Origin of the sequence: Paraburkholderia sp. SIMBA_053 (assembly GCF_046534895.1) — a bacterium.
GTDB classification, from domain to species: Bacteria; Pseudomonadota; Gammaproteobacteria; order Burkholderiales; family Burkholderiaceae; genus Paraburkholderia; species Paraburkholderia caledonica.
Map to the genome: position 1 here is coordinate 363478 of NZ_JAWRXU010000001.1, position 25280 is coordinate 388757.

General features: G+C 62.3%; 20 protein-coding genes and 1 pseudogene. 11 read left to right on the forward strand and 10 right to left on the reverse strand.

Annotated elements, in window-relative coordinates:
* Positions 1 to 376: 376 nt before the first annotated feature.
* The 3 genes from SB753_RS01695 to SB753_RS01705 are packed head-to-tail and all read right to left on the reverse strand — an operon-like array spanning position 377 to position 5761.
* Entirely contained in the window at positions 377 to 1180 is an 804-nt protein-coding gene (locus SB753_RS01695; protein ID WP_410798693.1) for a lysozyme inhibitor LprI family protein, read from the reverse strand.
* A gap of 22 nt (positions 1181 to 1202) precedes the next feature.
* The gene (locus tag SB753_RS01700) at positions 1203 to 2918 is read right to left on the reverse strand and encodes a glycoside hydrolase family protein (RefSeq protein ID WP_410798695.1); all 1716 of its coding nucleotides are present in this window, start codon (positions 2916 to 2918) and stop codon (positions 1203 to 1205) included.
* 26 nt (positions 2919 to 2944) lie between these two features.
* Positions 2945 to 5761: a type VI secretion system Vgr family protein gene (locus tag SB753_RS01705; RefSeq protein ID WP_410798696.1), complete on the reverse strand. Its 2817-nt coding sequence runs from the start codon at positions 5759 to 5761 to the stop codon at positions 2945 to 2947.
* A 447-nt stretch (positions 5762 to 6208) separates the two neighbouring features.
* Between SB753_RS01705 and SB753_RS01710 the strand changes: the two genes are divergently transcribed.
* The 4 genes from SB753_RS01710 (at position 6209) to SB753_RS01725 (ending at position 9871) form a co-directional block, all read left to right on the forward strand.
* Positions 6209 to 6379, forward strand: a complete 171-nt coding sequence (locus SB753_RS01710) for a hypothetical protein (RefSeq protein WP_408131128.1) — start codon at positions 6209 to 6211, stop codon at positions 6377 to 6379.
* 71 nt (positions 6380 to 6450) lie between these two features.
* Entirely contained in the window at positions 6451 to 8661 is a 2211-nt protein-coding gene (locus tag SB753_RS01715) for a VTT domain-containing protein (RefSeq protein ID WP_410798698.1), read from the forward strand.
* Entirely contained in the window at positions 8658 to 9434 is a 777-nt protein-coding gene (locus SB753_RS01720) for an endonuclease/exonuclease/phosphatase family protein (RefSeq protein WP_087754790.1), read from the forward strand. Before SB753_RS01715 ends, SB753_RS01720 begins: the two co-directional genes overlap by 4 nt.
* A gap of 128 nt (positions 9435 to 9562) precedes the next feature.
* The gene (locus tag SB753_RS01725) at positions 9563 to 9871 is read left to right on the forward strand and encodes a hypothetical protein (protein ID WP_410798700.1); all 309 of its coding nucleotides are present in this window, start codon (positions 9563 to 9565) and stop codon (positions 9869 to 9871) included.
* Positions 9872 to 9917: 46 nt separating this feature from the next.
* On the opposite strand, the gene SB753_RS01730 is transcribed toward SB753_RS01725, so the two are convergent.
* From SB753_RS01730 to SB753_RS01740, 3 genes are all read right to left on the reverse strand, one after another.
* A complete protein-coding gene (locus SB753_RS01730; RefSeq protein ID WP_410799589.1) occupies positions 9918 to 12143 on the reverse strand; it encodes a DNA-binding protein in 2226 nt (741 codons plus the stop codon).
* A 137-nt stretch (positions 12144 to 12280) separates the two neighbouring features.
* Positions 12281 to 13597: a PQQ-dependent sugar dehydrogenase gene (locus tag SB753_RS01735; protein ID WP_410799591.1), complete on the reverse strand. Its 1317-nt coding sequence runs from the start codon at positions 13595 to 13597 to the stop codon at positions 12281 to 12283.
* A 92-nt stretch (positions 13598 to 13689) separates the two neighbouring features.
* The gene (locus SB753_RS01740) at positions 13690 to 15354 is read right to left on the reverse strand and encodes an alpha-amylase family protein (RefSeq protein ID WP_020067808.1); all 1665 of its coding nucleotides are present in this window, start codon (positions 15352 to 15354) and stop codon (positions 13690 to 13692) included.
* Positions 15355 to 15402: 48 nt separating this feature from the next.
* Here SB753_RS01740 and SB753_RS01745 point away from each other — a divergent pair, with 48 nt between their 5' ends.
* The 5 genes and pseudogenes from SB753_RS01745 to SB753_RS01765 all read left to right on the forward strand — a co-directional run bounded on the left by SB753_RS01745 (position 15403) and on the right by SB753_RS01765 (position 21080).
* Positions 15403 to 16977: an alpha-amylase family glycosyl hydrolase gene (locus tag SB753_RS01745; protein ID WP_410798702.1), complete on the forward strand. Its 1575-nt coding sequence runs from the start codon at positions 15403 to 15405 to the stop codon at positions 16975 to 16977.
* Positions 16978 to 17240: 263 nt separating this feature from the next.
* Positions 17241 to 18659, forward strand: a pseudogene (locus tag SB753_RS01750) (ATP-binding protein).
* 9 nt (positions 18660 to 18668) lie between these two features.
* The gene (locus SB753_RS01755; protein WP_020067811.1) at positions 18669 to 19037 is read left to right on the forward strand and encodes a response regulator; all 369 of its coding nucleotides are present in this window, start codon (positions 18669 to 18671) and stop codon (positions 19035 to 19037) included.
* On the forward strand, positions 19030 to 19632 hold the full coding sequence (locus SB753_RS01760; protein WP_088173669.1) for a chemotaxis protein CheC: 603 nt from the start codon (positions 19030 to 19032) through the stop codon (positions 19630 to 19632). The genes SB753_RS01755 and SB753_RS01760 overlap by 8 nt, the downstream gene beginning before the upstream one ends.
* Before the next feature lie 56 nt (positions 19633 to 19688).
* Positions 19689 to 21080: an HD domain-containing phosphohydrolase gene (locus SB753_RS01765; RefSeq protein ID WP_410798703.1), complete on the forward strand. Its 1392-nt coding sequence runs from the start codon at positions 19689 to 19691 to the stop codon at positions 21078 to 21080.
* A 34-nt stretch (positions 21081 to 21114) separates the two neighbouring features.
* Here SB753_RS01765 and SB753_RS01770 read toward each other — a convergent pair whose 3' ends face one another.
* Positions 21115 to 21600 carry a hypothetical protein gene (locus tag SB753_RS01770; protein ID WP_204521473.1) on the reverse strand — a complete coding sequence of 162 codons (486 nt, stop codon included), beginning with the start codon at positions 21598 to 21600 and terminating at the stop codon, positions 21115 to 21117.
* Entirely contained in the window at positions 21600 to 21908 is a 309-nt protein-coding gene (locus tag SB753_RS01775) for a DUF6566 family protein (protein ID WP_410798704.1), read from the reverse strand. The genes SB753_RS01770 and SB753_RS01775 overlap by 1 nt, the downstream gene beginning before the upstream one ends.
* 166 nt (positions 21909 to 22074) lie before the next feature.
* Between SB753_RS01775 and SB753_RS01780 the strand changes: the two genes are divergently transcribed.
* The gene (locus tag SB753_RS01780; protein ID WP_410798705.1) at positions 22075 to 22995 is read left to right on the forward strand and encodes a DUF72 domain-containing protein; all 921 of its coding nucleotides are present in this window, start codon (positions 22075 to 22077) and stop codon (positions 22993 to 22995) included.
* Positions 22996 to 23047: 52 nt separating this feature from the next.
* On the opposite strand, the gene SB753_RS01785 is transcribed toward SB753_RS01780, so the two are convergent.
* Positions 23048 to 23710: a UdgX family uracil-DNA binding protein gene (locus SB753_RS01785; RefSeq protein ID WP_288825499.1), complete on the reverse strand. Its 663-nt coding sequence runs from the start codon at positions 23708 to 23710 to the stop codon at positions 23048 to 23050.
* A 274-nt stretch (positions 23711 to 23984) separates the two neighbouring features.
* On the opposite strand from SB753_RS01785, the gene SB753_RS01790 reads away from it, so the two are divergent.
* Complete coding sequence (locus SB753_RS01790) at positions 23985 to 24155, forward strand: hypothetical protein (protein ID WP_193610918.1); 171 nt, start codon at positions 23985 to 23987, stop codon at positions 24153 to 24155.
* On the opposite strand, the gene SB753_RS01795 is transcribed toward SB753_RS01790, so the two are convergent.
* Positions 24115 to 25269, reverse strand: coding sequence for a GNAT family N-acetyltransferase (locus SB753_RS01795; RefSeq protein WP_410798706.1), 1155 nt, complete (start codon positions 25267 to 25269; stop codon positions 24115 to 24117). The genes SB753_RS01790 and SB753_RS01795 overlap by 41 nt on opposite strands.
* Positions 25270 to 25280: the final 11 nt, after the last annotated feature.

Below are 25280 nucleotides of genomic sequence, written 5' to 3' on the forward strand. Positions count from 1 at the left end.
ATGGTGGTGCGGGGTGTGTCGGTACTGTGGACTGGATGCGGGCACTCCGTGGAAGACTTTAACGTGTGTCGTGCCGCGGGTGCGGAATGGGCAGGTTGTTTCTGTTGATGTCGGGCGCGAGGGTCCGGGCCGGTTTGGTCAACTTGCGGCGCGGTTGATTGCTTTTCGGCGGCTGTCGCATGGATCTTCCATGCGCGTCCTCAGTCCAGCATCTTTAGTCAGGCAACCGGTATCGCCTTTGCGCGCGACGCTCTCACCGCCAAATGTACAGGATGAGACCAGCTATCAGGTGCAGACCAAGCTAATACACATGATGTCCCTCGTTTGAATTTCAGAATGGGATCCGTACGCTGTCCATCGCAACGAAACGCGCCAGTCAGTCCCCCTCATCGTTGGAGTCCTCGTTCGGATATGACGGATCGGTGGTCGCTATCTTGCCCTTTAAATACTGGATGCGCGTGTGATATGCGTTCAGCAAGCACGCGTTGTCGTTGCATACGTTCCGCACCTTCCTGATCCAGTTGATTTGGTCCAGCCGAACAGGATCCTGATACGAAATTTCCTTTGAGTCAGTCAGTAGCATCGCGATGTAACCACGATTAACCGTCGCGTCCAGCTTGACCAGGTCCGGATTCTTGCAGATGAGATGCTCGACATTCGTGTTGGCTTTCGTGCAATCGAAACTTTGCTCGGCATTCGTGGGCGTGTGCGTCTGACGCTCGAACACATAGGCCCAGGAGCCATCTAGCAGTACCATTTCATCCGGCGAACTGTAGATCATTGCCGAACGTAATCCTGAGCAGAGCGGCGCGTCAGCCTCGCCGAGAATATGAGTATCGGTTAGCACATCACCTTTCGCACGAAACTTGGTGCTCAGAAAAGCATTGAACTTATTTCGCGAGCCGAATGAGTGGGAGATGACCGGGTCGACGTAGAAGTTCACCCTCTTGTTGACTTTCACGCTGCAATCGTGGCCGGTATAGTGAAACACGAACGCGCTGCCGTTGAATGTCAGAAAACCCGCTGTCAGCGGATTGACTGGAAATGGGAGATTGTGTGAGTCGTGTCCGTGCTCGAATTGCGCAGCCCCTGTCATTCGATATATGTCTTGCGCTACCGCGTGAATTGGCAACAGAAGTGCCGACATCACGAGAAGCAGACACAGCTTAAGTTTCTTCATGGCTTATATAAACATCGTTCGTTTAGTGGTTTGAATTGTAAGTGCCCAAGCAGAACATGTCGTGCTCTCGTTCTCGCCGAGTCCTGTTTTCGATATCCAGAAACTCGACGGGGGCACCGGTATAGTCTCCGCTATTAAGTTTTCGACATAGACTGGGGGCCTTGCTGAGGCTGCCCATGTTAAAGGCGAGCGAAACAAGCGCATCGTATTCATGCTGATAAAGCGGTACGCTGATTGCATTCTTGACACGTCCCTCGATCACTGCGATGTCATTGTTGAACAACGTCTGTGCTTCAGCGATGGTTATCGTGCTCGACATCGCGACGTGTCCATTTGCGGCGCAACTGCTTTCGGCAATCAGATGACCCCAGCCGACCGTGCAATAGCCTTTGCTGTCGTTGTAATAGAACGTATTCGCTTTGGAAGCGTCGTAGTGCACCCCTTCCCAGCCCTTGATAAACGCCCTACCTTGGTCCGTCATCTTCAACTGGGCTATTGGAATCCGCTGGCCGGCGGGCTGTAGCGCGGGCGCATCCAGAAAGGTCGCTCTGTAACCTTCCTGCAGAATTGCGAGCGAATCGATCAGGTCTGCGCGCCGCTGGAACGGCAGGGCCATCGACGAACCGTTCAGTTGGGAGTGAGAGTCGAATCCGAGTGAGCCCGAATACACCTCGAAGTGCAGCATTGATACGTTTTCGTTGCCAACGACGTGCAGCGGCGTACCATTTGCCTTCAGCAGCACGCCGCTGTCCGCAAGAATTTGTCCTTGGTTTACCGTATCCCCAATTCTTACCGTTGTCGATGACGGATCGACCTCACCGTATAGTGCGATAAACTCGCGGCCGTCGGTGGTTTTATGATGAATACTGATCTGCCAAGTATGACAGTAGAAGAATTCGCACTTAATGACGACACCCGGCGCGATAGCGACGATCGGCGTATGTGCCTGTACGTAAAGATCCCGTGCAGCGTGCTTGCGGCCTCCGGGTCGGTTTGCACGGTATCTCGCCTGATCGTGACCGCCGCCATTTGATGGTTTGGTCCACGTATAGTCACACGACGATGTACCGTAAATACCGCCTTCGTCATTGAGTGGCCGGCATCCGATCGGGAAGATGATTGGCGCGGCACTTTGGCGAGGCACGGATGTTGGTGCTCCGTGGGCGTTGTTTGCGTGATCGTTCTGCGGCGGCGTACCGTTTGGTGCAGGTTTTTTCGGCGCTGGCTCATTCGACCTGCGCGATTCAACGGGTGGCACCTTGAGTTTATGGCCGACTACGATCAAATCCGATTTTAATCCGTTGACGCGTTTAAGCAGATCGACGCTGGTGTGATACTTCTTCGCGATCGTCGTCAAATTGTCATGTGCCTTGACAATGTAGGTGCCGCGCCGATAGTCGCCTTTCGTCGAGGCATCGACTTTGGTCGACAGATCATGCCTGGTCTTCGGGCTCGTCAGGTTGAAGCAGATCTCGGATAACGCCGCGTCGAGCCGGGCTACCTCCTTCATGCTTTCGCTGGTCCAACGTTTCACATGCACTGAAAGCGCCTCGCCTTTCCGTACAGAAAACTGAATGGCACCACGAACATTTGTCAACGCCGCGTGGTACACGTGGCTTGAGTGCTCTTCCATACCCTTGATCTCAACCTTTAAATTCTGGATGGGCACGCCGAAGTGGTCTTTAAAAAATACCGTTACTGCGGACCTGTCGTTATTGCGAACATTAGAACTTTGCATTCATCCCTCGGATCAAACAGGATTTTTTACGTGCTCAGATTGACGTAATGATTCGGATCGTCTGGCAAGGTTTCATCTGATCGACCTGTGGCTGCGCTTCCGTCAATCTCGACAAGCCATGCTCCGCGCGTCCCAACGAGCACCTGGATAGTTTCCGACTCGTCTGTTGAAAGGCGAGCCGTTCTCCCATCCTGGTCAAGCGTTCCCTCCGCAATAAGATCACCGTTGGCTCTGCGGGCCATATATTCAACGTCGTGAAATTCCCTGAGCCAGTAGATGTCGTAAGCGTCGAGCCGGTTGCTAAATGCCTTCGGCATGTCAATGCCGGGCAGCGACGCCGGCAGAGACTTCGGTCCCGGCAAATCATGATTAGCAGCGTGTGCGATCCAGTTCGCGGGCGTACCATTCTCGATTCCTGCGCCACTAATGCGGATGTAACTGCCTCGCGCCTGCAATAGGATTTCTTCTGCCGCAGAAATTTCAATGCGCTTTTTTGCACTAATCAGCTTCAGCACCTGATCAGCGATGATCTCAATGTTGTCGCTTTGCGACTGCAGAATCAACGGCCCTTTCCCGGCGACGAATTTCATCGCGGCCTGATGCGCAAATATTGACACCGAGCCGCGTACCGACACGTGATACGAGCGGCCCGCAGACAGGCTGTAATCGCGTCCCGCCGTGATCGCGTGATCGTTTGCACTCGCCATGTGCGTGCTGTCGGCCGCGGTCGTCGCGATGCCCGCTGCGCTCGCGATCACGACGTCCGGCCGCGTCATTTCGGGCGACGGGTTGTCCGCCGTCTTCTGCCCGCCTCTGATCGCCTCGTTCTGCGTCCTGATGGTATGGGTGGTATCGGTCTGGCCCGAGGCCAGTGTCTGCGCGTTGTGCTTCTGCGCGAGCTGTGAAAGCTCCTCATGCTGCTGCCGCGCCTGCGTGAGCCGCGCCACCGTCTCGCCCATGTCCTTCACCGGCGCACTCGCACCCGCACGCGCTTCCGTCGTCAGTAACATGCCCCTGTTAGCGCGCATCACCGCATGCGCATCGGTGGCCACCTCGATCCCTTCGCCGCGCGCTTCGGTACGCCCCTTCGTGCCGTCGATGCGCGTGTTGAACCCCGCCACAAACCGCGAATTCGCCTGGTCGCTCGCAAGCTGCGCCTGCATCATGCCGGGTGTATCGTCCAGCGCGAGATGGTTGGAGCGTAGACCACGCTCAAGACTTTTACTCCGGATGCCGCTCAGTGCCGCATTGGCCGGCAGCTCCCACGGCGGCATGTTGAATCTGTCCACCACGAATCCCGCGACTACAGGCCGGTCAGGATCGCCGTGCACGTGCGCGACCAGCACCATCTGACCGGCGCGGCCGGGAGCGACGACACCCAGTTCGCCACCCTGCCATTGCGTCATGACGCGCACCCAGATCGAGCTTGCGCCATCGAGATTCGCCCGCCGGTCCCAGTCGAACTGGATGCGCAGCCGGTTCCGGTGGTCGATGAACATTTCCTTGTCCTGCGGCGCGACCACCACCGCATATTCATAGCCGTCGATGCGTGGCCTGGGCGTGATCTGCGGCAACCGGAAATACTCGTTCGCCGGTTGCAGTTCGAACTCCGTGTTGACGGTGTATTGACGCCATGCGCCCGATGACGTGCCGACTTCCGAGATGTCCAGATCACAGCGCAGCACGATGTATTCGCAGTTCGCGCGCTCCTGCGGATAGCCCGCAAGCTTGAACGTGCGGCCCGGCTGAAGGGCCTGGAGATGCCCCCTGCCGGTTGCGCGCAGCCCCTGGCAGCGCCGCGCTTCGAGCTTGACCCGCGCAAGGTACTGGCCTTCGATCTGCTCGTCGTTCGGATGGGCAGACGTGCGTCGCGCCTCGGGCTGGGCAAAGTCAGCGGGCTCGTACAGCTCGATGCGCTGGCTCGCCGTACCGCGCGCGTCCTCGAATGACTCGCGGTTCGGCACCAGACTTTTTGCCAGCCGCGGCTGTGCGTAGTTATGGTCGTTGACCGTCGCCTTGCCCGGTGTCAGCGTGTAGGCGATCGACAGTTCACTGATGTGTTCCTCGTCAATGCGGCCGCCGGTGTGATAGCGAAGCGTTTCATAGGCCAGGCCATGCGGACGGAAGCCACCGAGCAGGTCAGAGATGACGAGCGAATGATAGTTGTTCCGGTGTTCCCACCAGTAGAAGAGTCCGAACTCCTCCATTAAACGGGACACAAATTGCCAGTCCGATTCCCACGCCTGCCGGAGCATGTCGCGCGCGGGGTAAGCCCTGCCCCTGCCGGGCCACATTCCGCCAATGCGCCACTCGACGGTGCCCTCGTAGGGTTGCAGCACCTGTTCAAGCACCTCGATCACGGTACCGTGGAAGATGCGCGAATCGCAGTTCAGCGTCGCACGCCACACGAACGGGCGCAGCACGAATTCGAAAACCGCCGCGCGATCCTCAACGCAGCGGATGCGCGCTGAAACGATTTCGCCATTGATATGGCGGGTATCGGCACCGACGTTCACGCGCCCGGTATCGCCTGTCGCGCCGGCGCGGAAAGTGCCGATGCCCGCAACCTGGATCGCGACGGTGCCCGATGTGCCGACGATCTTCGCCAGGTCGAGCTGCGCGGCACTCGCCGGGTCCTGCAGGAAGTCCGGGTTTTCGACCTCGGTTTCCACGATGTATTCGAACAGCTCGCCCACCGCCTCGCGTCCGCGCAGACTGCGGACCGTCAGCATCGGCTCCCGGGTTTCGATGCGCTGCCGGCTGCGGTAATCGACGCCGACGATTTCGGGAAGCGCGGCACCGTTGAACGTGAGGGTGCGCGTTTGGGTTGTCCACCGGGTCATGCGTGCCTCGCTTCAGCGGGTCGGGGAACAGTGGGAAGCGGCTTCCCCGCCCATTGCGTCCGCGCGTCGCCGGTCGTGTCCGGCGTATGCGGCTGGATAAGCCACAACATTGTCAGCCCCCTCCAAAAGTTATGTTTCATATGCCGCTGGCTGTCCAGACATTTTGGAATCCTACTAAATGTCTCTACGACGCCCCCTTTTCCAGTGTTGGCTCGCCTCTGCATGTTTGAATCGATCCCGGCCTTTACCGCGTAGCAGCAACCACCAGAAGCAACATCAACCCAAACGCTCGCCCACAAAAAACGACCCGTGGACGCAGCCGCTCACCTATTCGCGCCCGAATCACTCTAGAACAGATCCGATCCCATCCGCACGCTGAAGCCACCCACCCCTGCAAATTCAGAAAATTCGCCACGGCATCATTCGAAAATCTGACGCCACAGAAGATTGATCGCCATCAACCACCGCTACACGACGAACCACGAAACATCGCGCACCACTCCAGCGCAAAACGCCGAAACCCTCGCGACTGAAAAAACAGCGCCCACCGCCGCCAAAATTTCAAACCTTACAAAGCGCAACTACAAGCCGCGCCCACTGACAAGCGAAAACGGCTGACAGCAGCGCCCGCCGCGCCATGGAATGCCACTTGCATCCGCATATACCCATTGACAGTCGCACGGACCACCATGAGTGAACCTGACCCGATAGAATCCGCTCTGCTCGATGCGCCGTCGCCGTCGCGAGACACCGCCGACGCGCCGCCCGCCGTCCCCAACGGCGAGGTGATGGACACCCGCTCGACCTGCGAATGGATTCTGAGGGCGCACCGCGCGAGCGTGTTGATCGACGCCGCCTCCTACTACGCGGTGTTGCGCGAGATGATTCCGCGCGCACGTCATTCCATTTTCATCCTGGGATGGGATATCGACAGCCGCATCGAACTCGTCCCCGGCGGCGTCGACGACGGCTTTCCGCCTAAACTCTCCGAGTTCCTGTGTGCCGTGCTCGACGCGAATCCGCAGTTGCGCATCTATCTGCTCGGCTGGGATTTCGCGATGCTGTACGCATTCGAGCGCGAATGGCTGCCGTCCTACAAGCCCGCGTGGCACGCGCATCGGCGCCTCTGGTTCCGGCTGGACGGGCGTCATCCGCTGGGTGCGTCGCATCATCAGAAAATCGTCGTGATCGACGACAGCCTCGCGTTCACCGGCGGCATTGACCTCACCGGCTCGCGTTGGGACACGCCCGAACATCGGCCCGACGACCCGCTGCGCAAAAATCTCGGCAAGACGAGTTACGAGCCGATGCACGACGCGCAACTGATGTTCGACGGCCCCGCTGCCGCCGCCATCGCGCATCTGGCCCGCGAACGCTGGCGCCGCTCGCGCCGCAGCAGCAAGGCCGGCCGCCCGTTCAACGGCAAGCCGCCGCCGCGAACCGATTTGTGGCCGTCGCGCATCGAACCCGATTTCGCCGATATCGACCTGGGCATTTCGCTCACCGAGCCTGCGTACGACGGCAGGCCCGCGATCCAGCAAGTGAAAGCGTTGCATCTGGCTACCGTGGCCGCCGCGCGCCGCAATATTTATGTCGAGAATCAGTATTTCACGGCCAATTCGGTCGGCTCGGCGCTGCAAAAACGCATCGCGGAAGAAAACGGCCCCGACCTTGCGGTTGTGTGCCCTTACCGGCAAAGCGGCTGGCTCCAGGAAGCGACGATGGGCGTTCTGCGTGCGCGTCTGCACAAGCTGCTTGAGGCCGCGGATAGCAACGGCCGCTATGCCATGTATGCGCCGGCCGTCGATGCGCCGAACGGCCGGTTCATCAACGTGCACAGCAAGATCATGATCGCCGACGACCGTTTGCTCGTGATCGGCAGTGCGAATCTGAACAACCGCTCGATGGTGCTCGACTCCGAGTGCTGCATCGTGATCGACGCGCGCGATAATCCGCTTAGGCAAGCAGCGATTGCACGCATTCGCAACCGGTTGCTCGCCGAACATCTCGATTCGAGCGAGGCAGACGTGGAGCAGGCGCTCGCGCGCCATGGGCGTCTCAACGCGGCCATCGCGAGCCTGAAAGGACATTCGGCGCGCACGCTTGTACCGTTGACGCCGGAGGTGCCGCCCGAGCTGCGCGACATCGCCGATCGGGTTCACGTTCTCGATCCCGAAGCGCCGATCGAGGCCAATGAACTGCTCGCGCAATTCCTGCCCGAGCCCACGCGTCGTCCCGTCATCGCGAAACTGCTGGTGCTCGGCGCGCTCGCGCTCGGCGTCGTCGCGCTGACCATTGCCTGGCGCTTCACGCCGTTCGGTCATGAGTTGACCTTCGCCAAACTGACCGCCGACGCACAACGGCTCGCCGCAACGCATTTCGGTCCGATTGCCGTAGTCGCGATGTACGCAGTGGCCGCTCTGCTGTCGGTGCCGGTCACCTTGCTGATCGCCGTAACCGGGCTGGTATTCGGCGCGATCGCCGGGGCCGCCTACGCGCTCGCCGGGACGCTGATCGCCGCGGCGGCGGGCTGGGCCGCGGGCGCCTGGCTCGGTCGCGACGCCGTGCGCGAACTGGCTGGCGAACGCCTGAATCAGCTCAGCGAACGGCTGCGCAGCAAAGGGCTGGTCGCAATGATCCTGCTGCGGCTCGTGCCAGTTGCGCCGTTTTCGATCGTGAATCTCGCGGCGGGCGCATCGCATATCCGCTTCTGGGACTTCATGGCGGGCACTGCGATCGGCATGGCGCCAGGCGTGGTGCTCGCGACGTCGTTCGCCCGTCAACTGGTGACGGCGCTCACGCATCCGACGCCGCTTTCCTTGCTGCTCGTCGCCGCGATCGGCGTCGCACTCGTCTCGATGTCGCTTGTCCTGCGGCGCGTGCTGATGAGGCGCCAATGACTGGCCGCGCGAACGATACAGTGACGCTCGACGAAGCGCAGCCAGCGCCGCGTGTGCGAACGATGCCCGCACATTCGAGCGATGCGGGCGAGCCGCTGCGCATCGCCACGTACAACATTCACGGGGCCGTGGGCACGGACGGCAAACGCTCGGCGGCCCGTATCGCGGAAGTGATCACGGCTTTGAAGGCCGATGTGGTCGCGTTGCAGGAAGTGCCGCTCGGCGGCGCGGCGAGCATCGACGTGCTCCGCGAACTGCAGGATCTGACCGGCATGCACGCGGTGCCGGGGCCGACGCTCGACGGTCCCGACCGGCGCTTCGGCAACGCGGTGCTGACGAATCTCCCGGTACGAGCCGTGCGCACGCTGGACCTGTCGTTCGGCAGCCGCGAAGCGCGCGGCGCGCTCGACGTCGACATAGAAACGGGCCGTGGCGTGATGCGCATTGTCGCGACGCATCTGGGCCTGTCGGCGCGCGAACGCCGCGCGCAGGTGCGGCTGCTGCTGGAAGCGTTCGATACGCCCGATCTCCCCGTCATCCTGCTCGGCGATCTGAATGAATGGTTCGTTTGGGGATGGCCGCTGCGCGCGCTTCTCACCCGTTTCGGCCGGGTGGCCGCGCCGCGCACGTTTCCTTCGCGCTTTCCGACTTTTGCACTGGACCGCGTGTGGGTGCATCCGGCCGCGCGTCTCGTCGATATTGAGGTGGATCGGAGCAAGCCCGCACGAATCGCGTCGGATCATCTGCCGCTCGTCGCGCGCGTGCTGCGCTGAGCCGGTCCGCCGTTCGCAACAGTTGCAGGCGAGGCCTGATGGAACGGCGCGTGCTGCGTCTGCGGTACGCATTGCACGCAAATGTCGTTCGTGCACCTCGGAACGACCCCAGCCAAGGAGATGACCCCATGACCGACCACCAGGACGCTTCTTCCTCTTCTTCGAACAACGACCCCGCCGCCCCGCCCTCGCCGAACACGCCTTCGCAAGAGGGGTTGTCGGGGCCGGGGCCGGCTCAGCCACGAGCGGTGCCGACGCCCGCGCCGGGCACGCCGTGCACGCCGGGCGGCAATCAGCTCAACGCAATCGACGAAGCCGACGCCGACAAGGTCGTACCAAAAAATCCAGAAGAGACGCAACTGCGCGACACGACCTCGCCGCCGGGCGCGGGCAGTCACAGCGTCGACGACGAAGGCTCGCCGCCCAAGCCGTTATAAGCACGCGGCCCTGCCTGACGCGCCGACGCCCCGACGCCCCGACGCGTCAGGCTTCGATCTTCGATATGACCGCGGTTGCCGGATCGTACCGATAGCCCTTCTGTTCGAGGCGTTCGGCGAGCGTCGCGCTGATGAGCTTTTGCTGCGCGTCGCGCGACACCAGATCGTGGTCCGGCTTCAGCCGTTCAAGCTCGGACGACAGCCGCCGTAGAAGCGCGACTTCCGCCGCGCTGCGCGCGTCGAGGAAGGTCACCTTCTGATTCGTTGCGCTGAGCCGCTGCTTGAGTTCCTTGGCGTGCGCGACCCACTGCTCGGCCAGCGTACGAAGTTCGCTGTACGCCTTCTCGTGGGCCTTCGCCTGAGTGGACATCTGACGGCGCAGCGACGCGATTTCGTCGGCCATCACCGCTTCCTTCGATTCGGAGACCGGCGACGCGCTATCCGGCGACACAGTATCCGGCGACAGGGGGTGTTGCTGCGCCTGTTCAAGTCGTTGCGCATGTGCTGTTTCGAGTTCGGCAAGCTGGCGCTCGAGGTCTGCGGCGCGCTGTTCGGCCGCCTCTGCGCGGCTCGCCGCCGACGATGCCTGCTCCGCCAGCCGGCTAGTCTCCGCCGTCGCGGTCGCATTGGCTTCGCTCATGGCGACGAGCTGTTCGCGGGCGGCATCGAGTTCCTGCTGCACACGTTCGACCTCGGCGCGCTGGGCGGCTGCTTCGTCGCCGTGAGCTGAGTTCGCCTCGCGGTGTGCCGCCAGTTCGGCGCGGGCCTGATCCAGTTCGGTCTGCAACGCGGCAAGCTGCGCGAGGCTTTCGCTTGCCTGTAACGCGGCGTCCTGCGCACGCGACGACGCCGCGCTGGATTCGTCCGCCCATTTCTGCACTTCGCGTGCGTGTGTCTGACCGGCTTCACCGAGCGTGGCCGCCTCGTGGCGCGCGGCATCGCGCTCTTCAATAAGACGCGCGATCTCCTCGTCCTTGGCGACAGTGGCGTTACTCAACGCTTCGCGCGCCTGACGTTCTTCGTTCAGGGATGTTTCGACGGCTTGCAGCCTGGCTTGGGCTGCCGACGCGCGTTCTTCAGCCTCTGCAATGCGTGCTTGCGCCGCCGAAGCGTGTTCCTCGGCGCTTTCTTCAGCGTGGGCAATGCGCGCTTGCGCTGTCGACGCACTCTCTTCGGCTTCTGCGGCTCGCGCCGCCGCACCGGCTGCACGCTCCTCTGCCTCTGCAATGCGCGCCTCTGCTGCCGAGGCGCGTTCCTCGGCCTGCGCGATGCCCGCCTGCGCCGCTAATGCGCGTTCGTCAGCCTCTGCCACGCGCGCTTGCGCGGTCGTTGCGCGCTCCTCGGCTTGCGCGACACGCGTCTCTGCCGTGGCTGCCAGCTCGTCTGCCTGTGCAACACGCGCCTCTGCTGCCGCCGCACGTTCTTCCACTTCCCTGATGCGCCGTCCGGCGTCCGCTGCCCGCTCTTCGGCCTGGGCGACCTGCGCCTCTGCATTCGAAGACCGCTCCTCGGCCTCTACAACCCGCAATTCCGCAGTCGAAGCACGCTCCTCAGCCTGTGCAATGCGCGCCTCTGCGGTCGAAGCCCGTTCCTCGGCCTGTGCCACACGCGCCTCCGCAGTCGAAGCCCGCTCCTCGGCCTCCATGACACGCGCCTCCGCAGCCGCCGCACGCTGCTCGGCCTCGGCGATGCGCGCCTCGGCCGCCGCTTCGCGCTCCTCGGTCTGGGCGACGCGCGCTTCCGCCTCCGCGGTGCGGTCCTCGAGTTCGGCGACGCGCTCCTCGGCAGCTTTCGCCCGGTCCCTCAACCCCGACAGTTCCGTCGCGAGGCGATTCACCGCGTCTTCCGAAATGCTCAGCGCGTTCGTGAGCGTCGCGACGCGCTCGCGCGCCAACTCGGCTTCGGCCAGCGTGTTCTGATATTCGACCAGCGCCTCGTCGCGCTCCGCGGCAATCGCACCGGCGTGCTCACTTGCCACGGCAAGACGCTGATTGACGACGCGCTCGGCTTCCTCGCGGGCGCTCGCCCACACGTTGCCTGCGGCGTTCAGCATGGTTTGGGCAACGTCTTCCGGCAAGCCGGCCGCGACAGGCGCAGCCTCCGGCGCGGGTTGCCGCGCCGCGCGCCAGCGCTCCAGAGCCGCGGACACGGCGACGATCGAGCCGCTGCGCACCTCTGTCCAGACCGCCAGCGCCGAAACTTTCCTGCCTTCGCCAACCATGCGGTCTGCAATGTGAGCCACCCGTTCATCGGTGACGGTGTCTGTTTCCATGGACATGAACGCCTCGAAATTCAAAGTAAGCAGGCGGAGATCAGGCCTTCCGCGCCGTCGGTAGTGGGCGGTATTTTACCGGGCAATTCCGGCAGGCCCCGAATGCGGCGCCGCCGTGTTGCGTTCGCGCTTCATCGTCAGTTGCCGCTATAAACGACTTTCCAGACGACGTTACCAACGTCGTCGGCGACATACAACGCGCCCGCCTTGTCGACGGCCACACCGACCGGCCGCCCCAACGCATGCCCGTCCGCGCTCAGGAAGCCGCTGAGAAACGTCTCTGGCATCCCCGCTGGCCGCCCGTCGGCGAACGGCACGAAAATGACCTTATAGCCGCTATGCTGCTTGCGATTCCATGACCCATGCTGGCCGACAAATGCGCCGCCCCAGTAGTGCCGTGGAAAACTTCTGCCGGTATAGAACGCCAGTCCGAGCGACGCGGTGTGGTTGCCAAGCGCATAGTCCGGCGTGAGCGCGCTCGCCACCTTGTCGGGGCGCTGCTCCTTCACGCGCGTATCGACATGTTGCCCATAGTAGCTATAGGGAAATCCGTAGAAGCCGCCGTCTTTCACCGCGGTCATGTAGTCGGGCACGAGGTCGTCGCCCAGTTCGTCGCGCTCGTTGACCGCGGCCCACAGTGCGCCGCTATCGGGTTGCCAGTCCATCCCGCTCGGATTGCGAAGGCCCGACGCGAATACGCGCGACTGCCCGCTCGCAAGCGTCAGTTCCAGGATGAGCGCTCGGCCCTCTTCGGCCTGAATACCGTTCTCCGCGACGTTGCTATTCGCGCCGACCGTGACATACAGGCGCTGTCCGTCGCGGCTCGCCACGACGTTCTTGGTCCAGTGATGATTGATCAGCCCCGCCGGCAGGTCCGCGACCTTCTCGGGCGCCGCAGTGATCTGCGTGTCGCCGGCGTGGTACGGAAAGCGCAGCAGCGCGTCGGTATCGGCGACATAAAGGTAGTCGCCGACGAGCGCCATGCCGAACGGCGAGTGAAGCCCCGAGAGAAACACGCTGCGGCTTTGTGCGCTATCGCCCTCGCCGCGCAGCAGCACGATCCGATCGGGGCTCGGCACGCCCGCGCCCGCGCGCTTCATCACCTGCTTCATCACCTGTTTGCGGATCCAGCCGACAATGCCCTGATCCTCGTCGTGCTGAGCTGGTGCATTGCTCTCGGCGACCAGCAGATCGCCGTTCGGCAGCGGATACACCCAGCGCGGATGGTCGAGCCCGCTCGCGAAAGCCGTCACCTTGAAGCCTTGGGGCGCAACGGGCACGCTTTGGCTGTCGCGCGCCTGAACGGGCGCGATGTTCACCGTCGGGAACAGCGACGTTTGCGGCGTGGGCAGTGGCGGATGCGGGCCCAGCCCGGTATCGCCGATATCGACCGCACCGGACGCACAGGCCGCGAGACTTAAAGTGAGACTCAGCGACAGACTCAGTGCGAGCATCCCGGCAGACCTGCTCAGGCGCGCTTTGCTACATCCGGCGTCGTGATTATTCATTGCATTCGCCTTGCATGTTGCGGACTCCGTAACTGTGTCTAGATCTCGCTGCGCCTCAACAGATAATCGAGCCCGCCGACCCGATACCATCGGTAGCCATACGGTTCGAGTACGACCGCGTGACGGCCGTCGTCCTGCTCCTCGCTGTGCTCGTCGGAGAGAAGGTTGATGAGCCGGTTCTGGCCCGGCTCGTTGCAGCCGGAGCGGAATTTCACCGTGCAGGCCTCCGCGCCGAAGTTGTGCAGGCACAGAACCGAGTTGTTGCGCCAGTCGAAACGAAGCGCAAGTACGTCGCTTCGCGACGTGCGCAGCACGTCGAAGTCGCCCCAACTGATTTCGGGCACCTCGCGGCGCATGCGGATCATGCGTTCCATCCAGTTCAGAAACGAGTTCGGATCGCGCCGCTGGCTCGCCACATTCACACGCTCAAAGCCGTAAGCGCCGCCGGTTATCACGCGGCAAGGCGGCTTCGCATGCTTCGTGAAACCGCCTTCCGGTTCCGTCGACCATTGCATTGGCGTGCGCGCGCATTCGCGCTCGGGTAGCCGCAAGTCGTCGCCCATGCCGATCTCGTCGCCGTAACGGAAGACGGGCGTGCCGGGCAAGGTCAGCATCAGGCTGTAGGCAAGCTCGAGCCGCCGCCTGTCGCCCGCGAGCATCGGCGCGAGCCTGCGCCGAATGCCGCGCTCGTACAGTTGCATGTCGGGCTCGGGCGCGAACGCCGCAAACACGGCCTCGCGCTGTTCGGGCGTGAGACGGCCGAGATCGAGTTCGTCGTGATTGCGCAGGAACACGCCCCACTGCGCAGTCGCCGGGCGTGGTCTGGTCGCCGTGAGCGCCTTTTTCAACGGTGCAGTGTCGCCGGTCGCAAGCGCATAGAACGTGTTCTGATTGAGCTGGAAGTTGAACATCATCTGCAGGCGTTCGCCTTCGTCGCCGAAATACTCAAGATCGGTATCCGGCAGCACGTTGGCTTCCGCGAGGATGATCGCATCGCCCTGACGCCATTGCAGGAACTCGCGAAACTCACGCAACATGTCGTATTGCTCGACGGGCTCGCGCACCTTCGGGCCTTTCGTGGCGATGACGAAAGGCACGGCGTCCATGCGGAATCCCGACACGCCGAGCTGAATCCAGAAGCCCATGATCTTCAGCAATTCGGCTCGCACATACGGATTCGCGGTGTTCAGGTCAGGCTGGAATTCGTAGAAGCGATGGAAATACCAGCGCTTCGCCTGCTTGTCGAAAGTCCACGTCGATTTCTGCACGCCGGGAAACACCACGCCGTCTTTCGCATTCGGCGGCTGCTTGTCGGACCAGACATACCAGTCGCGATACTGCGAATCGGGATCGCTGCGTGCTTCCCGGAACCAGGGGTGCTGATCGGACGTGTGATTGACGACAAGGTCGATCATCACGCGCAAGCCGCGCTCGCGGCACGCATGCGTGAACTCGGAAAAGTCGCCAAGCGTGCCGTACTTCGGATCGACGTTGTAATAGTCGGAGATGTCGTAGCCATTGTCGCGGCCCGGCGACGGCTGGAAAGGCATCAGCCAGATCGTCGTGACTCCGAGGCCTTGCAGGTAGTCGAGCCGGCGCAGAAGGCCCTGAAAATCGCCGACGCCGTCGCCGTTCGCATCCATGAACGTGCCCACCGAAAGGCAATAGACGATGGCGTTCTTGTACCAGAGATCGTTGAGCATGCGGTCTTTGAGTGGCACCAAAACAATCGATCGTTGAGGGGAATTGCAATGTCGGAACTGGCATGGTGGCAACGCGGGGTGATCTATCAGGTCTATCCGCGCTCGTTTCAGGACAGCAACGGCGACGGCATCGGCGATCTCGCCGGCATCACTTCGCGTCTTCCGTATCTCGCCGGGCTGGGCATCGACGCAGTCTGGCTTTCGCCGATCTACCCGTCGCCCATGGCCGACTTCGGCTACGACGTCGCCGACTACTGCGATATCGACCCGATGTTCGGCACCCTCGGCGACTTCAAGCAATTCGCGGACCGGGCTCACGAACTGGGCCTGAAGGTGCTGCTCGACTTCGTGCCGAACCATTCGTCGGACCGGCACCCATGGTTCGAGGAAAGCCGCTCGTCACGCGAGAACCCCAAACGCGACTGGTATTTGTGGCGCGATCCCGCGCCCGATGGCGGCCCGCCGAACAACTGGCTGAGCCGCATGGGCGGCTCCGCGTGGGAATGGGATGAGCGCACCGGCCAGTACTACTACCACGCGTTTCTGCGCGAGCAGCCGGATCTGAACTGGCGCAACCCGCAGGTGCGCCGGGCCATGGACGACGTGTTGCGGTTCTGGCTCGATCGCGGCGTGGACGGTTTTCGCGTCGACGTGCTGTGGCTGCTGATCAAAGACGCGCAGTTTCGCGACAACCCGCCAAATCCCGCTTATGAGCCGGGCCAGCCGGAGCATCATCAGCAATTGCAGACCTACACCGAAGACCAGCCCGAAGTGCATGAGATCGTACGTTCCATGCGTGCGACGCTCGACGAGTACGGAGAGCGCGTATTGATCGGCGAAATCTATCTGCCCGTTCCACAACTGGTCCGGTACTACGGCGCGAACGGCGATGGCGCGGACATGCCGTTCAACTTTCAGTTGCTCAATGCGGCGTGGAATGCGGGCGAAATCGCACGCATGATCCGCGATTACGACGGCGCATTGCCCGAACATGCCTGGCCCAACTGGGTGCTGGGCAACCATGACAATCCGCGCGTGGCGTCGCGCGTGGGAGAGGTACAGGCACGCGTGGCGGCTGTGCTGCTGCTGACGCTGCGCGGCACGCCGACGCTCTACTACGGCGATGAAATCGGCATGACAGACGGCGAGATTCCGCCCGATCAGGTGCAGGACCCGGCCGAGATCCGGCAGCCCGGTATCGGCCAGGGACGCGATCCGGAGCGCACGCCGATGCAATGGGATGCCGCGCTGCCGGGTGCCGGTTTTACAAACGGCAGGTCATGGTTACCGATCTCGACAGACACCAGCGTGCGCGCGCAGGACGGCGACCCATCGAGCATGCTGCCGCTCTATCGCCGGCTACTCGAGTTGCGGCGCAGCAATGCGGCGCTCGTGCGGGGCGCGATCGAAAACGTCGCCGCCACGGGCGATGTGCTCACTTTTGAGCGTCACTATCGCGGTCAGCGGTTATTTATCGCGCTGAATATGGGTGCAGCGGATGCGGTAATGCAGCCGCGTTCAGGTGTGGTGCTGTTATCGACGCTCGCGGGCCGCGAGGGGCAGGCACTCCCTGAAAGCGGCTATCGTCTGGCCGGTTCGGAGGCGATCATTGCCGCTATCTGAGCCTCACGTTGACTCCTTCACGTTGACTCGCCCGCGCGTACCCTCTTTCGCTGCAGGCCGAAGCGTCGTTAAGGCTTCATCCATCTCCGCTCTAATGCCCTGCACCGCCCGCCATGCGCTTTGACTCAGGGTAAATACCGCTTAGTCCCGGCGCCATACGCTCCGTTAATTCACTTATGGCAGCGACGCCGGTCTTCAGACCATGAGCGCTTGACGGGCTTGCGATCACACGTTGCCGGCGTTGTCATTCACGGGCCTTTTCGGTGAAAACAAATCTGTCGGAAGCCATTGTCGAGCGGATCAATAGCGGTGTTTTCTCGGTCGACCGCGAGTTGCGCATCCTCACGTGGAATCGCTTCATGCAATCGCACAGCGGACGTTCAGCGCAGTCCGTGGTCGGCGAAAATCTGCTCGACACTTTCCCGGAATTGCCGCGGCAGTGGCTTCAAAGAAAGATCGAGGGCGTGTTCGTATTAGGCACGCCCGCTTACTCGTCGTGGGAGCATCGGCCGTATCTGTTCCGCTTCGAGCATTCGCGCCCGATCACCGGCACGATCGACGCAATGCGCCAGAACTGCAGCTTCATTCCAATCGAGGATGAGCACGGCGAGGTGGTCGCGGTCGGCGTCGCGATCGTCGATACGACCGATGTCTGCATCGCGTACGGCGAGCTTCAGGATCGCGAGAAAGCGGTCACCAGCACACTCGCCGAATTGACCGAGCGCAACGAACAGCTCACCTCGCTCAACGAGGAACTGGAGCACGCGCACCAGCAATTGCTGCAATCGGAAAAACTCGCCGCGATTGGTCAACTCGCGGCGGGCGTCGCGCATGAGATCAACAATCCGGTCGGCTTCGTGCTGTCGAATCTGAACACGCTCGACGGTTATGTGAAGACGCTGATCCGCTATGCAGCGGACATCGAGCGCATGGTAAGCGACACTGCGCCCGCACTGAAGAGCGATATGCGCGCACTCGCGGAACAGGCGGACCTCGACTATTTGCTCGGCGATGCGCCGACGCTCGTACAGGAGTCGAGAGAAGGACTCGCACGCGTGCGCACGATAGTGGTCGATCTGCGCGACTTCTCGCGCATCGACAGCACGCACGTGTGGGAACGCGCCGACATTCACCGCTGCATCGAATCGACGCTCAACATCGTCCATAACGAAGTGAAGTACTGCGCGCATCTCGTCCGCGACTATGCGCAGATTCCGCTCGTGCACTGCATCCCCTCGCAGATCAGCCAGGTGGTGCTCAATCTCGTGGTGAACGCCGCGCAGGCCTAAGGCAGCAATCACGAGCAGCACGGCGCGCCGCTCGGCACGATCACGGTACGCACCGGCGTCGATCCAGCCGATGCGTCACGCGTGTGGTTCGAAGTCGCCGACGCGGGATGCGGAATTCCGCCTGAACACCTGAAACGAATCTTCGACCCGTTCTTTACGACGAAGCCCGTTGGTCAGGGGACCGGCCTCGGTTTATCGGTGACCTATGGAATCGTCAACGCGCATCGCGGCACGATTTCGGTGGCCAGCACCGTGGGCCGGGGCACGACGTTTCGCGTGACGCTGCCGGTCGATGGCGCCGTGCGCGAAGAAGCCGCCAATCCCGATGTGCTTGCGCAAGCCGGTCCGGTGAAGCAAATCGCGCCGACAGCGCAGTTACCGGCAGCCACGTGAGGTGATTCCATGCCATTGCCCGTCCTCGTAGTCGACGATTCGACGCTCGCCCGCAAGCTCTTGATCCGCTCGCTGCCCGAGGGCTGGGACATCGAAATTACTCAGGCATCCGATGGAGCGGCCGCACTCGACCTATATCGCGCGGGCAAGGCCGCGGTGATGTTTCTCGATCTGACCATGCCGGTAATGAACGGCTTCCAGGTGCTCGAAGCGATCCAGCACGAAGGACTCGACACTTTCGTGATCGTCGTGTCGGCGGACGTGCAGTCCGGCGCTGTCGAGCGCGCAAAGGCGCTCGGCGCGATCGGCTTTGTTGCCAAACCGGTATCGCCCGAGGCGATCCGGCCGATTCTCGCGGAGTACGGTCTCCATGAATGAACAGACTCTAAACGAAGACCAGCGCGACGCGTTGCAGGAAATCTGCAACGTCGGCATGGGCAAGGCCGCCGCTGCGCTGGCACAACTGCTCGGCGCGTTCGTTACGCTTGCGGTGCCTGATATCCGGCTCGTCGGCGTCGACCAGTTGCGCGTCCTGTTGAGTCCGCAGGGCGACGGCGAATTGCCGCCCGTGCGCCAGGCGTTCCAGTCCGACATATCCGGCGAAGCAATCGTGCTCGTTGGCAAAGACGGTCAGCGCGAACTGCGGCAACTGATGGGACATGACGCCGGCGACCCCGACACGCAGGTTGAAGTGCTGTGCGACATCACGAACCTGCTGGTCGGCGCATGTGTGCGAAGCGTCTTCGAGCAGCTGGGGTGGCATATCTGCTTCTCGCAGCCCACGTTGTTGCCGCCTTCCGGGAACAAACAAGGCGGACTGGTGCCTGGCGGCCGGTGGCAGATGGCGCTGTTGCTGGAGATTCACTTCACGATGGAGGAAGGCGGCTTCGGCGCGCGCATGGTGCTGCTGCTGCCGGATGCGGCCATTCGCGGAATGATGGAAGCGCTCGACCACTTTCTCGAAGCGCTGTAGTTCGGGCTAATGATGCAACGCGCGCTGCGACGCGAAAATAATCGATGAGGATGACCATGTCTGACCTACAGGCAACCGGCAATTCGACGATCCCCGCCGACCCTTGCATTCAAGCTCTCAAGGCCGATACCTCGCCCGTGCCCACGCTGTTGCTGGTGGACGACGAGCCCGGCGTGATTTCGTCACTCAAACGCTTGCTGCGGCCACTCAAATACGAGGTGCTCAGCGCCAGCAGCGGCGCGGAAGCGCTTACCCTGCTCGAATCCGCGCAGGTCGACGTGATCATCTCCGACATGCGCATGCCGAACATGGACGGCGCCGAATTCCTGTCGCGCTCGCGAGCCGTTGCGCCAGATACGATCCGCATCCTGCTTACCGGCTATTCAGAAGTCGAGGCGGTCGTGCGCGCTGTCAACGAAGGTCATGTCTATCACTATCTGCACAAGCCCTGGGACGATCAGGATCTGCTGTTGACGGTTCAGCGCGCGCTGGAACAACTCGCTTTGCAACGCAAGGCCGAGCGGTTAACGCTGCTGTTGCAGAAGCAGAACGACAAGCTGTCGTCGTTCAACATGGAACTCGAACGCGAGGTTCACGCGCGCACTGAAGAGATCCGCCAGACCGTGATGTTTCTCGAAGGTGCCGAGCACGACCTGAAAAGCAACTTCCTGACGATGGTGAAGGTCTGCGCGAACATGGTCGAAATGCGCTGCGGCCTGCCCGGCCATTCAGCACGGATCGGAGAGACAGCAAGGCAGATCGGCGCCGCGCTCGGCCTGAGCGACTACGCATGCAACGAACTGCTCATGGCGGGGTTGCTGCACGGCATCGGCAAGCTATTTCTGCCCGACGCTTTGCTGAAAACGCCGATCGCGAAGCTGCAACCGCAGGAAGCGAAGCTGTACCAGCTTCATCCGCTGCATGGCCAGATGGCGCTCACGCCTGTTTCGCAATTGAGCGCGGTGCAAACCATGATCCGCCACCAGTACGAGCGTTACGATGGACGCGGTACGCCCGATGGCCTCGTCGGCGGATTGATTCCGTTGGGCGCGCGCGTGCTTGCTTTGGCGCGCGACGCCGAAGACTTGCGCATCGGCGTAATTGCACCGCAAAAGATGAGCGACGCGCAGATCATTTCCACAGTGCGAGCGCAGACGGGTATTCGCTACGACCCCGCGATTGCGGAGAAGTACATCGAGTTGCTGATGCAGCATGCCGAATTGACGCCCGAAGGCGTGCCCGACCGCGTGGATGCTTCGAATCTGAAAGAAGGGATGAAACTCGCCGACGATCTGCGCACGTCGCGCGGCACGCTGCTGATGACAAAAGGCAAAGTACTTTCCGCCGAGCAGGTCGCGCAAATCCGGCGCTTTGAAATACACGAGGGTGAGCCTTTCGTGATTCTCGTCGAACGTGCGACCGATGCACGCAAGGCGCAAGCCGCGTGAGTGCGCCCCGCCGTGCGGTGCAGCGAATATCAACTCATTCGTCGCGACTTCCGCGGCACAGCGCGGCGGCGGCAAAGCCCGCAGCGAGCGCGGCGTACACGTAAAACATCGAGCGTTTCGACAGATGCGCCTCGAATCCGGGCGTGAGCCGGCTCGGCACCGCGTGGTAGTCGACGGCATAGGCAATGGCCGCCGTGGTCGCAGCAGTAGCGGCGACTTCCACGACGCGAGGTTTGCGATTGACGTGGCATTGCCAACGATCCAGCAGTCCTTCGAACAGCACGCCCCAGAAGATAGCCGACGCCTGATGAATCGTCAGACCCGTAAGCGTGAACCTTGCACTCAAGCCGGTTTCAGTGAACGCGCGGCGCGGCCACAAGCAATGAGTGACCGCGTTCAGCGGCGCGTACGGCGTGCTGCCGTCGTTGGTGGCGCGTGCGGCTGCCGTGACGGCGGCGGCGCTGCCCGCCGCGGTGCCCGACACCGTCGCGCGGCATACGAGGTTGGCAAGGCGGTTCATCAGCTTTCTCCCGATCCGTGCGCGGAGTCTTCAAGGCCTCGACCGGCGCTGCTTCGATCGACGAGGTAGCAGCCGCGCTCGAGCCCGTCGCGCAGTGCCTCGGCCTGTGTCGTCCATTCCGGCGTAACCGGTTCGACATCAGGTAACGCAAACGGCTTTCCGTCGACGGACGCGCCGATTTGCGCGACCCATGCGCCGCGATCGTTCTGCTTCGCACTGACGACGATCTGCACGCCGCGATGCGTCACACGCAGGGTGCCGTCGCTTTGCGTCTCGATGTCCGTGCTGCGGGAACCGGTGCCATCCATGCGTGCCTCCGAGTGTGTGTGCCAGCCTTGTTCGAGCTACACGGTATCGCCAAATGTGCTGCTCAGTATGTCTATGCAGCAACGCATGTGCCGCGCGATGGCACGACCGTTGCTCGCCGGTATTCGGCAGACTCAAGTCCAGGCCCAAGACCCTTCGAGTATTGACGTGAAAAGCACCACAGGCGAGGTTCTCATAGGCATTTCCGGCTGGCGCTACAAAGGATGGCGCGGCACCTTCTATCCCGAAGGGCTGAAACAGGCCACCGAATTGCAGTACGCGTCGGGACTGATGCAGACGATCGAGATCAATGGCACGCACTACAGCCTGCAATCGCTCGACAGTTGGCAGCACTGGTACGACGAAAGCCCGCCGGGTTTTGTTTTCAGCGTGAAAGGCGCGCGTTATCTGACTCATCTTTTGCGGTTTCGCGACGAAACGGCAACCGTCGCGTGCGCGAATTTTTTCGCGCAAGGACTGCTCGCGCTGAAAGACAAGCTCGGGCCGATACTGTGGCAATTTCCGCCCTCGTTGCGTTTCGACCCGCAGCACATGGAACGTTTCCTGACGCTGCTGCCTCGCGACACGGAAGCGGCGCTGTCGCTCGCGCAACAGCACGATCAGCGTGTCAAGACACCGTACCTGGAAATCGACCGCAAGCGCAAACTGCGTCATGCGGTGGAAGTGCGTCATGAGAGCTTCGTCGACCCTGCGTTCATCAAGCTGCTTCGCCGTCATAAGGTCGCGCTCGTCGTGTCGGATTCGACCGAAGCATGGCCGCAGTTCGAAGACCTGAGCGCGGGTTTCGTCTATATCAGGCTGCATGGCACCGAAACCAAATACTCGGGCGAATACTCGGATGCATCGCTTGAACGGTGGGCGCGGAGAATCGAGTCGTGGAGCCGCGGCACTCAGCCCGCCGATGCCCGCCTCGCTGCACCGGATCTGCAGCCGCCACGCGCGGCAACGCGCGACGTGTACTGCTATTTCGACAACGACGCGAAGACGAATGCGCCCTTCGACGCGCAACGGTTGATGGAGCGCCTGGGCCTGCACGCACACCAGGGCGACGGAATGAAGGCCGCGTGACGGGCGGCGGCGTCAGGGCGACATGGCGCGGCCAGACCCTGCCGGCGCGCGTTTACCTGTGCCGTTGCGAGAGTTTCCTCGCGTCCTGTAGCGCGGCGACAATCGCCGCATAGGCGCGGTGTCGCGTCTCGGGATCGGGCGCACGCAGTGCAAACGACGGGTGATACGTTGCGATCACCAAACGGCCGCCATGTTCGATCACTTTGCCGATCGCATCCTGCAAGCGCGATTTGGGATCTTCGAGCACGGCCCTCAACGCGGTCGCGCCCAACGCGACAATCACGTGAGCGCCCACGCTCTCCAGTTCCCGATCGAGCCAGTAACGGCATGCGTCCACTTCGCGTTGCGCCGGCGTTTTGTGCATGCGGCGCTTGCCGCGAGGCGTCCACTTGAAATGCTTGACCGCATTGGTGACATAGACTTCTTTCCTGCCAACGCCGGCCTCAACGAGTGCGTCGTCGAGTAATGCTCCGGCGGGTCCGACGAAGGGCAAGCCTTGCAGATCTTCCTTATCGCCGGGCTGTTCGCCGACCATCATGATCGGCGCGCGGCGCGGGCCGGCGCCGGGCACGCCTTGCGTGGCGTTGGCCCAAAGCGGACAGCGGCGGCAATCGTCGAGCGTCGCCGGCTGCTGGTCGGGATCGACTTCGGGCTGCGCCGATGTTTCGTCCTCGGCTGCCGGCGTGCGTCGGGTTGTTCGCTTGGTCGTGACCATGGTTCAATGCATCGCGTTTTTGTGCTGCTGACACCGTGGCGAAGCAAACCGCATTCCGGTCGTAGTGGAGCACTGCGGGAGCACTGCGGGAGCACTGCGCCGAGGGCAGGCGCGCAATGTGCTTGGAGTTAGTCCCGCTGATCGCATGGCGGCGGTAGCGTTTCTGCACACCCGCCCGCCGTGTCAGGGCGATGCCAGCGGCTCATCGGCGCGCACGGTAAATTCTGCAACGCAGACGACCGGCGCCATCGGCCGAAAATTACAAGGAGAAACGATGACTCTGCTTATCTACCTCGCCGGATGGATCATTTTCATTGGCGGCGTCGCGTGGGGATTGACGGCGCTACATGTCGCGCAGCACGTGATCGCGATCGTGGCCGTGATTCTCTTCGGTATCGCCGTGATCACCGGCGCGACGCGAGCGCGGAATCGGGATCGGTCGTAGCGTTTTGAGCCGGCCCGCTCGCGCGGGCCGCGAGTGCGCGGGCGACCCGGCGCGCTCGAATCGCCAGCCATCCCCAGTGCGAGTTGACGATCTGCGTGGTCCATGCCGTCGACGCTTCGCCGCGCGCCCAATAGGCCTTGAAGCGCTCCGCGCCGACGCCGAAGTCAAGATCGAAGCCGTTGTTGAACGCCCACTTCACGCATTCTTCGACCGCGATCAGACCGGGACAGCATTTGCCATAGTAGGGATCGTAGCCGGCAAAAATCGCGCTTGCCCAAGGATTGCCGAGACTCACGATAATGCCCGCCACCGGTGCCTCGTTCAGCGTGACGACGATCAGGCGCGCCATCGAAGGCACGTCCGGCGAATAAATCAGCTTGCCTAGAAAGCGCTCGAACTCCGGTGAGTCGAGCCACACGCTGCGTTTGCGGACGCGGTCGCTCCAGCTGCGCTTGCAGTTGAACATCAATTCGATGATCGACGCGGTCTCGCCCTCGTCGGCCGGATCGACGACGCGCACGGCCACCGTGCCTTCTTTCGACAAACGCTTGACGAAGCCGCCCGGCCGTTTGCCGAATAGCGTGCCAAGCGACCGGCAATACTCGTCCCACGTGCCCTGCCCGCGCAAACGCGCAGCCGACGCCTGGTGAGGCTCGCAGAACAGCACCCGGCGTTCGCGCGACACGAGCTTGTGAAGATCGAGCGTCTCGCGAACATACGGCATATGAATGAAGTCCGCGCCACAGCGGCGGCGCGCCATGTTCCATGCGCCTTCGATCAGCGCCGGGGCCGATGCGTCGTCCGTAACCAGCACGCTCGTGTAGTCGCCGCCTTCGGGTCCGAGCGGCACGAGGTACGTCCATAACGCACGCTTGACTGTTTCGAGCGGCCAGATCATGACGAGCTGCCCGTCTTCGCGGCAGACGATGCATTTGAGCATGCGTCCGTGCGGCTTCGACACATGCTGCCATGCGAGCCAGCAGTAACTGAACGATTGATAGTAGTAGCCTTGCGCACGCGTCCACAGCGCGTCCCATTCTGGCTGCAGCGCGCGGAATTGCGCTTCGTCGGTGATGATGTCGTAGCGCCGCGTACGATGCGTTGTCTCGTTCATGCGGTCTCACA

What these genes read in the sequence shown, in the direction of transcription:
- SB753_RS01695 (WP_410798693.1), bottom strand. Translation starts at nt 1,180, where the DNA reads ATGAAGAAACTTAAGCTGTGTCTGCTTCTCGTGATGTCGGCACTTCTG.
- SB753_RS01735 (WP_410799591.1), bottom strand. Translation starts at nt 13,597, where the DNA reads ATGCTCGCACTGAGTCTGTCGCTGAGTCTCACTTTAAGTCTCGCGGCC.
- SB753_RS01795 (WP_410798706.1), bottom strand. Translation starts at nt 25,269, where the DNA reads ATGAACGAGACAACGCATCGTACGCGGCGCTACGACATCATCACCGAC.
- SB753_RS01700 (WP_410798695.1), bottom strand. Translation starts at nt 2,918, where the DNA reads ATGCAAAGTTCTAATGTTCGCAATAACGACAGGTCCGCAGTAACGGTA.
- SB753_RS01775 (WP_410798704.1), bottom strand. Translation starts at nt 21,908, where the DNA reads ATGGATGGCACCGGTTCCCGCAGCACGGACATCGAGACGCAAAGCGAC.
- SB753_RS01745 (WP_410798702.1), top strand. Translation starts at nt 15,403, where the DNA reads ATGTCGGAACTGGCATGGTGGCAACGCGGGGTGATCTATCAGGTCTAT.
- SB753_RS01770 (WP_204521473.1), bottom strand. Translation starts at nt 21,600, where the DNA reads ATGAACCGCCTTGCCAACCTCGTATGCCGCGCGACGGTGTCGGGCACC.
- SB753_RS01785 (WP_288825499.1), bottom strand. Translation starts at nt 23,710, where the DNA reads ATGGTCACGACCAAGCGAACAACCCGACGCACGCCGGCAGCCGAGGAC.
- SB753_RS01790 (WP_193610918.1), top strand. Translation starts at nt 23,985, where the DNA reads ATGACTCTGCTTATCTACCTCGCCGGATGGATCATTTTCATTGGCGGC.
- SB753_RS01755 (WP_020067811.1), top strand. Translation starts at nt 18,669, where the DNA reads ATGCCATTGCCCGTCCTCGTAGTCGACGATTCGACGCTCGCCCGCAAG.
- SB753_RS01760 (WP_088173669.1), top strand. Translation starts at nt 19,030, where the DNA reads ATGAATGAACAGACTCTAAACGAAGACCAGCGCGACGCGTTGCAGGAA.
- SB753_RS01715 (WP_410798698.1), top strand. Translation starts at nt 6,451, where the DNA reads ATGAGTGAACCTGACCCGATAGAATCCGCTCTGCTCGATGCGCCGTCG.
- SB753_RS01765 (WP_410798703.1), top strand. Translation starts at nt 19,689, where the DNA reads ATGTCTGACCTACAGGCAACCGGCAATTCGACGATCCCCGCCGACCCT.
- SB753_RS01730 (WP_410799589.1), bottom strand. Translation starts at nt 12,143, where the DNA reads ATGGAAACAGACACCGTCACCGATGAACGGGTGGCTCACATTGCAGAC.
- SB753_RS01725 (WP_410798700.1), top strand. Translation starts at nt 9,563, where the DNA reads ATGACCGACCACCAGGACGCTTCTTCCTCTTCTTCGAACAACGACCCC.
- SB753_RS01740 (WP_020067808.1), bottom strand. Translation starts at nt 15,354, where the DNA reads ATGCTCAACGATCTCTGGTACAAGAACGCCATCGTCTATTGCCTTTCG.
- SB753_RS01705 (WP_410798696.1), bottom strand. Translation starts at nt 5,761, where the DNA reads ATGACCCGGTGGACAACCCAAACGCGCACCCTCACGTTCAACGGTGCC.
- SB753_RS01720 (WP_087754790.1), top strand. Translation starts at nt 8,658, where the DNA reads ATGACTGGCCGCGCGAACGATACAGTGACGCTCGACGAAGCGCAGCCA.